The sequence below is a fragment of the uncultured Albimonas sp. genome, from assembly GCF_963977235.1.
Classification (GTDB): domain Bacteria; phylum Pseudomonadota; class Alphaproteobacteria; order Rhodobacterales; family Rhodobacteraceae; genus Albimonas.
On record NZ_CAXBOD010000041.1, the window covers coordinates 37,967 to 45,591 of the forward strand.

Consider the following 7,625-nt stretch of genomic DNA (forward strand, 5'->3'; position numbering starts at 1 on the left):
TCCAGAGGCGCCGCCGCGCCTGGAACGCGAACGGCCCGCGCCGGACAGGCGCGGGCCGCAGCAAGGAAACTCCGGCCCCGACCTCAGTGCGAGACCAGCACCGGCACGCCGGGCGCCTCGAGCACCGAGCGGCTGACGCCCGAGAAGATCGCCTCCCGCAGGCGCGAGTGGCCGTAGCCGCCCATCACCATCAGGTCGGCGCCCATCTCCTGGGCCGTGCTCAGCAGGCGCTCGGCGACCGAGGCGCCGGCCCGCGCGATGGTCTTCACCTCCACCGCCACGCCATGGCGGGCGATCACGGTGGCGATGTCGGCGCCCGGCTCCTCGCCGGTGCCGTCCACGCCCGGCTCGGGATCGACCAGCGCGACGGTCACCGCGCCGGCGGCCTTGATGAAGGGCATCGCGTCCTGCAGGGCGCGGGCGGCGACATGGCTGCCGTCCCAGCACAGCATGACTTTCGTGCCCACCGGCTTGCTCCAGCCCTCGGGCAGCATCAGCACCGGCCGGCCCGAGCCGAACAGCGCCCCCTCGAAGGCGGCCTCGGCGGCCTCGCCCGCGGGACCTTCGCCCCCCGCCGGCCCGACAATGGCGATGTCGGAGTGGCGCGCCGCGCGCGCCGCGGTCTCCTCGAGCCCCGCGGCGATCGACGAGGCCCAGCGCGCGTCGGCCGAGACGCCGGCCGCCTGCATCTTCGCCTCGGCGCGCTTGGCCAGTTCCTTGGCCTCGCCGCGCGCGGTGTCGATGGCGCTCAGGTCCATGGCCATTTCGGCGCCGGGCATCGCGTAGACGCCCATGTCGAACTGTCGGGCGAAGGCGACGGCGACCACATGGGCGTCGTGCTTGAGCGCCATCTCGCAGGCCGCGGCCAGGCGCGCGTCAGACGCCGCGCCGCCGTCGACGAAAACGGTGATGGTCTTGATGGACATCGGATCCTTCTCCCCGGATCGTTGTTACAGCAAAGTGTTGACCGATGGCCCCGCCCGGCGCCTTGCGGTGGATCAAGCGGACGCGGCGGAACCCCGGGCCCGGCCTCAGACCTGCACCCGCCCGGCCTCGGCCTGGCCGTTGGCAAAGCCGCCAAGGAAGCTCGAGAGGTTCTCGCCCAGCTCCTGCGAGAGGTATCCTCCCTCCTGCACCAGCAGGCTCGGCAGGCCGAAGCGTCCGATCGCCTCGCCGATCCGCGCAAAGCCCGGCGTGGTCACGCCCAGGCCCGCCAGCGGATCGCCCTCGTAGGCGTCGAGGCCCAGCGCCACCACCAGCGCGTCGGTCCCGAAGCTGCGGATCCGCGCCAGCGCCGCGCTCAGCGCCTCGAGGAAGCCGTCGTCCGCCGTGCCGCGGGGCAGCGGCAGGTTCAGGTTGCAGCCCTCGCCCTGGCCGACCCCGCGCTCCTGCGCATGTCCCCAGAAGAAGGGGTAGAACACCGAGGGGTCGCAATGGATCGAGACGGTCAGCACGTCGCCGCGATCGTAGAAGATCGCCTGGGTGCCGTTGCCGTGGTGCACGTCCACATCCAGGATCGCCACCCGTCGCCCCGCCGCCCGCAGCCGCTGCGCCGCGATGGCGGAGTTGGCCAGGAAACAGAAGCCTCCCGCCGCGTCGGCCAGCGCATGATGCCCCGGCGGGCGGCACAGCGCATAGGCCGAGCGTTCGCCCTCCAGCACCAGCTCGGCCGCGGTCAGCGCGCTCTGGGCCGACCAGTAGGCCGACTCCCAGGTCTGCGCGCCCACCGGGCAGGCGGTGTCCTGCAGGTGCCAGCCCGCCTGCCCCACCGGCGAGGCGGGATAGGAGGCCGCGCGCCGGTCGGGGTGAATGTTGGGCACCACCTCGGCGTTGGCCTCGGGCAGCGCCGACCAGCGGGCGTGGATGGTCTCGAGGAATTCGAGATACTCGGAGGTGTGCACCGCCGCCAGCGGGCCGCGCCCGTAGTCGGCGGGCGCGATCACTTCCAGCCCGGCGCTCCGGGCGCCCGAGAGCAGCACCTCGGCGCGGCGCGGCTGCTCGGGGCTGGGGCGCAGGCGGCCGGCGACAAGGAAGGTCTGGGGATCGTGGGCGATCTGTCGGGCGTCGTACACGCACTCCATGGGGACTCGGGCCTCCTGCTTCTTGCGAGGGGACCCTAGACCCGCGAGGGGCGGCGCGGAAAGCGGAACCTCGCGTCGATGGGGACGGGCGGCGCGGGCGGCGGACGCGAGCCTCAGCCGGCGCTTGCCTGACCGGCCGCACGGGAGGATGCTGCGCCGGGAGAGACCGGATCACCGGCGACGGGAGGAGACGACCATGGACGGAGACGCGCGCGCGACGCGGGCCCCGAGCCCCGACTACGACTGGATCCTGGAGGCCGACACCCGCGCCTTCGTCGAGACCAGCCAACGCAATTCGAAGGTCGAGGGCGAGGTCACGGCCGCCAGCCGCCGCGCCGCCTACGACGCCAACTGCCGCTACTGGCGCAAGGATCGCCCCGAGGGCATGACGGTCGAGGACCTGACCTGCGAGGGCCCCCGCGGTCCGATCCCGCTGCGCCGCTATCTGCCCGCCGCGGGGCCGGGCTCGGCCTTCATCCTCTATCTCCACGGCGGCGGCTTCGTGGTCGGCGGGCTCGACAGCCACGACGACATCTGCGCCGAGATGGCCGAGCGCGCGGGCTATGAGCTGGTCTCGGTCGACTACCGCATGGCGCCCGAGTTCCAGCACCCCGCCTTCTTCGAGGACGCCCTCGCCGCGTGGGACTGGGCGACGGGCGCGGCTGGCGGGCGACCGATCGTGATCTCGGGCGACAGCGCCGGGGGCACGCTGGCCGCGGCGGTGGTCCATGCCACGCGCGGGCGGGCCGGCGCGCCGGTCGGGCAGGTGCTGATCTATCCCTCGCTGGGCGGCGACCCGACGCGGGGCAGCTTCGCGCTGCACGCCGACGCGCCGCTGCTCTCGAAGGCCGACCGGGCCTTCTACCACGCCCAACGCGACATGAGCCTCGTGCCCGACGACGATCCCCGCGCCTATCCGCTGCGCGACCCGGACTTTTCCAACTTGCCGATGACGGTCTGCGTCAACGCCCAGTGCGATCCCCTGGCCGACGACGGCAAGGCCTATCGCGACCGGATCCTGGCGGCGGGCGGTCGGGCGCTGTCGGTCGAGGAGCCGGGCCTGACCCACGGCTTCCTCAGGGCGCGCCACGCCTCCCGCCAGGCCGGCCTCGCCTTCGACCGCATCGTCGAGAGCCTGCGCGCCCTGGGCGCCGGGGAACGTCCGAAGCTCTGAGCCCGCCCCGGCCCGCGCCACCCGCAGGAGGCCCCGGGTCAAGCCCGGGGCCTCCCCCTCCGTCGGAGGGGACGCAGACCGCCGCGGGGAATTCCGCGCGCTGAAACGCGCCCCCAGACGCGCGCCCCGGAAGACGCGCCCCCGCCCCCCGCCGAAACGCCCCTCGACTCGGGGCCCCGAAACGCGAACGGCGCGCCGGGGGGCCGGCGCGCCGTGTCATGGGATCGCGTCGGGCGGCTCAGCCCTCGGCGACGTTCCCGGCCGCGAGATCCTCGAGGAACCGGTCCACGTCGCCGTTGCGCCGGTCGATCATCGCCGCGAACTCCTGGCGCTGGGTCTGCAGCAGCGACACGCCCTCGGCCACCACGTCGACCACCTGCACCGAGCCGGAGCGGTCCGAGACCTGCCACTCGACCGTCGAATCCTCGACGCTCGCACCCCTGGCGCGGCTGGTCACCAGCACGCCCTTGGCGCCGAAGTCCTGGGCGCCGGTCACCTCCAGGGTCTGGCCCTGGTAGTCGTTCAGCAGCCCCGCGTAGACCCGGCCCACGTAGCTCACCAGCGCGTTCTCGGCCTTGGCCTTCTGGGCGTCGCTCATCTCGCGCCAGGCCTGGCCCATCACGAAGCGGGTGATCTCGGGCACGGCCGCGTTTCGGCGGAAGATCTCTGAGAACTCCAGGCGCTGCGCCTCGGCGCTCTTGCCCGACTGGATCAGGCCGGTGATCTCGCCCACCACGCTCTCGATCAGGGCGCGGGCCTCGCCCACCTCGACCGCGCGGGCGGAGGTCGGCAGGGACAGCCCCACGGCGGCGGCGATCGCGCCGGCCAGCGAGGCCTTGAGAACAGTGCGTCGGTTCATGGTCATCGCATCACCCCTTTGCGGTGTCACGCGCCCGTCCCCTCCCCCAAGGGCTCGACGGGCGCGTCGGATCGTCAATCGGCAAACACGTCGGTCAGCGACTCTTCCGTCGCTCCGCCGGCCAACTGCCGGCGGCGGTACTGGATATAGCCCGCCCGCGTGGTCACGTAACTGTCCTCGCTCTCGTAGAGCGCCTGGTCGATCACGTTCGTGTTGTCCGCGCGCAGGCGGGCGAGGTTGCCCACCGCCAGGCTGCGACGGGCAAGCTGGAGCCCCTCGTACCCGGTGAAGAAGCCGAACGGATCGAGCACGATCTCGGCCACCCGGCCAAAGCCGTCGCGGGCCGAGGCCGGTCCGAACAGCGGCAGCTCGACATAGGGGCCTTCGTCCACGCCCCAGACATAGAGCGTCTCGCCGATGTCGGTCTCGACCTGGGGCAGGCCGAACTCGGTGGCGGGATCCAGCACGCCGAGGCCCATCACCAGGTTGATGCCGGTGCGCAGCACGTCGGCGCCGGCCTGCTCGAACTCGCCCTGCGCGGTGTGGTTGATGAAATTCATCGGCATGCGCAGGAAGTTGACCGCGTTGGTCAGCAGCAGGTCGCCCAGTCCCGGCATGGCGAGGTCATAGACCTGGCTCGCCGGGCGCAGCAGCACCGTGTCCACGCCCTTGTTGAACTCATGGAAGCCGCGGTTGGTCGACTCGTAGGGGTCGGCGATGCCGCCCGGCTCGACAGGCTCGCCCGAGGCGCAGCCGGCCAGCCCCGCCGCCGCGACAACCATGAGGATCGAGCGCCACGGACCGCGGCGCGGAGCGCGGCGGCGGGCGAGAACGGACGCAGAGGCCCTGGAAGGGGATTCGGTCAAGACGCCTCTCGATTCTGATGGGTGCGGCGCGTCACAGCGCATATGCAACTAGTCCAGCCAGCGGCGCGGCGCAATCGCGCGGCGGGATTCGGCCCGCAGCCCGCCCTGGCAACCTTTCCTTGTGGCCTGTGCGCGACAAGAAGGGTTCACGCTGCGGAAAACGCTTCGATTCGCCCTCGACGGGCGGATCTGTCCGCTGGCGCCATGGGAATGCGGGGCGTAAGACACGCGGGCCGCCGTCGATGAACCGACGGTCAGCCCATTTGAACACACGTCGTGCGGGCGCTTTCGACCCGCGAGGTCCGGGGACCGGGGGTTCACGTTGCGAGGCAAGACGGAGAGTGGACGGGACGAGCTGCGGTCGGTCCTGCGCGAGGGGCGGACGCTGTTCGTTGCGGTTGCGGTGTTCAGCTTCTTCGTGAACCTGCTGATGCTGACCGGGCCGATCTTCATGCTCCAGGTCTACGACCGGGTGCTCAGCTCGCGATCCGAGGCGACGCTGGTCGCGCTGACCGTGATCATGGCCTTCCTGTTCCTGATGATGGGCGTGCTCGACTACGCCCGCGGGCGGGTGCTGGCGCGGGCCGGCGCGCGCTTCCAGGCGCGGCTCGACAACCGGGTGTTCGAGGCGATCCTGCGACGCTCGGTCTCGCCGGTCGAACGCGCGCGGCCCGCCACCGGCCTGCGCGACCTGGAATCGATCCAGCGGCTGATGTCGGGGCCGGCGCCCTTCGCGGTCTTCGACATGCCCTGGACGCCGGTGTTCCTGGCCGCGATCTTCATGTTCCACTGGATCCTGGGCTGCATCGCCATCGCCGGCGGCCTGCTGCTGGTCTGCCTGACCTGGATGAACCAGGTCTTCTCCAAGAAGCTGCAGCTCGACGCCAACGTCGCCTCCTCCCAGTCGGAAGGGTTCACCGAGGCCGTCCGCTCCCAGGGGGAGACGGTGCAGGGCCTGGGGATGCGCCGCTCGGTGCTCGAGCGCTGGCAGAAGCTGCGCGGCCGCTCGCTGGAGACGACGATCCAGGCCTCGGACCGCACGGGCGGCTTCTCGACCGCCTCCAAGACGCTGCGCTTCTTCCTGCAGTCGCTGATGCTGGGCGCGGGCGCGTGGCTGGCGATCCAGGGCGAGCTCAGCCCCGGCTCGATGATCGCGGGCTCGATCCTGATGGGCCGGGCGCTGGCCCCGATCGAGCAGGCCATCGGCCAGTGGGCGCTGGTGCAGCGCGCCATGCAGGGCTGGAAGTCGCTGGTCGAGCTGCTCGACAAGACCCCCGCCCCGGAGGAGCGCACCAAGCTCCCCCAGCCCCGCTCGATCCTCGAGGCGCAGCAGGTCACCGTCGTGGCGCCGGGCGAGCAGACCGCGGCGATCCGCATGGTCTCGTTCCGGATGGAGCCGGGGCAGGCGATGGGCGTGATCGGGCCCTCGGCCTCGGGCAAGTCGACGCTCGCCAAGGCGATCACCGGCATCTGGAAGCCCGCGGCGGGCAACGTGCGCCTCGACGGCGCGGCGCTGGAGCAATACGGCGACGACGACCTCGGCCGCCACATCGGCTACCTGCCCCAGGAGATCGCGCTGTTCGACGGCACCGTGGCCGAGAACATCGCCCGCCTGACCGGCGCCCCCGACTCGGCCGCCATCGTCGAGGCCGCGCGTCGCGCGGGCGCCCACGAGATGATCCTGGGGCTTCCGGGCGGCTACGACTACCAGGTGGCGGCGGGGGGCGGGAAGCTCTCGGGCGGGCAGCGCCAGCGCATCGGGCTGGCGCGCGCGCTCTACGGCGACCCGGCGGTGGTGGTGCTGGACGAGCCGAACTCGAACCTCGACGCGTCGGGCTCCGACGCGCTCAACCACGCGATCCAGGACATCAAGGCGCGCGGCAAGGCGGTGATCATCATGGCCCACCGCCCCGCGGCCATCCAGCATTGCGACCTGATCCTGATGATGGAGGACGGGGTGCGGAAGGCCTTCGGGCCCAAGGACGAGGTGCTGCGCCAGCACGTGCGCAACTACCCCCAGGTCGTGACCCCGGCCGGAGAGTGACGCGAGCATGACCGAGATGCAGGGCGATGAGCGCCGGACCGGTTCCGGCGAAGCGACCGGGGGCGGCGAGGCCGGGCCCCGCCGCGTCGACGCGTTTCCCGAGCGCCCGGAGGTGTCCGAGATCCTCGACACGCCCCCCCGACGCCGCCCCCACCCGGACGCGGTCGACGCCGAACCCGCCGGCGCGCCGCTTCCCGATCCGGCCTCGGACAGTCCTGCGCCCCTGAACCCCACGCCTCACCGCGCCGCGAGCCCGCCCGACCCCGCCGCGCTGGCCGCGGCCCGCGCCCGGCTGGCGGCCGCGCGCGCCGCGCAGTCCGGCCCCGAGGGCTCCGCGCCCCGCCGCGACGACGGCGCTGCGACGGCCTCCGGCGGCGGCGGGCAGACGGCGTCCTTCGGCGGCGAGGCGACCGGGCCCGGCGCAGGCGCCGCCCCCCGCCGCGCGGCGGATCCCGATGCGGCCGCGGCCGCGGCGGCGGCGATCGCCGCCGCGATCTAGATGGATCGCAGAGGAGCGCTCGACTGGGCCGAGGCCCGAGCCCATGCGGCCGAGTTCGTGCTCGCCAAGATCCGCGCCGTGGTCGGGGCCGAGGTGCGGAAG

General features: G+C 72.8%; 7 protein-coding genes. 3 read left to right on the top strand and 4 right to left on the bottom strand.

Annotated elements, in window-relative coordinates; genetic code table 11:
- Positions 1-83: 83 nt before the first annotated feature.
- Together AAC134_RS16795 and AAC134_RS16800 are read right to left on the bottom strand one after the other, a co-directional pair.
- Positions 84-926, bottom strand: a complete 843-nt coding sequence (locus AAC134_RS16795; protein WP_339950278.1) for a universal stress protein — start codon at positions 924-926, stop codon at positions 84-86.
- A gap of 105 nt (positions 927-1,031) precedes the next feature.
- Positions 1,032-2,081 carry a histone deacetylase family protein gene (locus AAC134_RS16800; RefSeq protein WP_339950279.1) on the bottom strand — a complete coding sequence of 350 codons (1,050 nt, stop codon included), beginning with the start codon at positions 2,079-2,081 and terminating at the stop codon, positions 1,032-1,034.
- A gap of 196 nt (positions 2,082-2,277) precedes the next feature.
- On the opposite strand from AAC134_RS16800, the gene AAC134_RS16805 reads away from it, so the two are divergent.
- Positions 2,278-3,255 (top strand): alpha/beta hydrolase, encoded by a 978-nt coding sequence (locus AAC134_RS16805; RefSeq protein WP_339950280.1) that lies wholly within the window; start codon positions 2,278-2,280, stop codon positions 3,253-3,255.
- Positions 3,256-3,493: 238 nt separating this feature from the next.
- Here AAC134_RS16805 and AAC134_RS16810 read toward each other — a convergent pair whose 3' ends face one another.
- Together AAC134_RS16810 and AAC134_RS16815 are read right to left on the bottom strand one after the other, a co-directional pair.
- Positions 3,494-4,114: an ABC transporter substrate-binding protein gene (locus AAC134_RS16810; protein WP_339950281.1), complete on the bottom strand. Its 621-nt coding sequence runs from the start codon at positions 4,112-4,114 to the stop codon at positions 3,494-3,496.
- Positions 4,115-4,188: 74 nt separating this feature from the next.
- Positions 4,189-4,896: a VacJ family lipoprotein gene (locus AAC134_RS16815; protein WP_339950282.1), complete on the bottom strand. Its 708-nt coding sequence runs from the start codon at positions 4,894-4,896 to the stop codon at positions 4,189-4,191.
- Positions 4,897-5,302: 406 nt separating this feature from the next.
- On the opposite strand from AAC134_RS16815, the gene AAC134_RS16820 reads away from it, so the two are divergent.
- Positions 5,303-7,024, top strand: a complete 1,722-nt coding sequence (locus AAC134_RS16820; RefSeq protein WP_339950283.1) for a type I secretion system permease/ATPase — start codon at positions 5,303-5,305, stop codon at positions 7,022-7,024.
- A 7-nt stretch (positions 7,025-7,031) separates the two neighbouring features.
- The gene (locus AAC134_RS16825) at positions 7,032-7,523 is read left to right on the top strand and encodes a hypothetical protein (RefSeq protein ID WP_339950284.1); all 492 of its coding nucleotides are present in this window, start codon (positions 7,032-7,034) and stop codon (positions 7,521-7,523) included.
- Positions 7,524-7,625 lie beyond the last annotated feature (102 nt).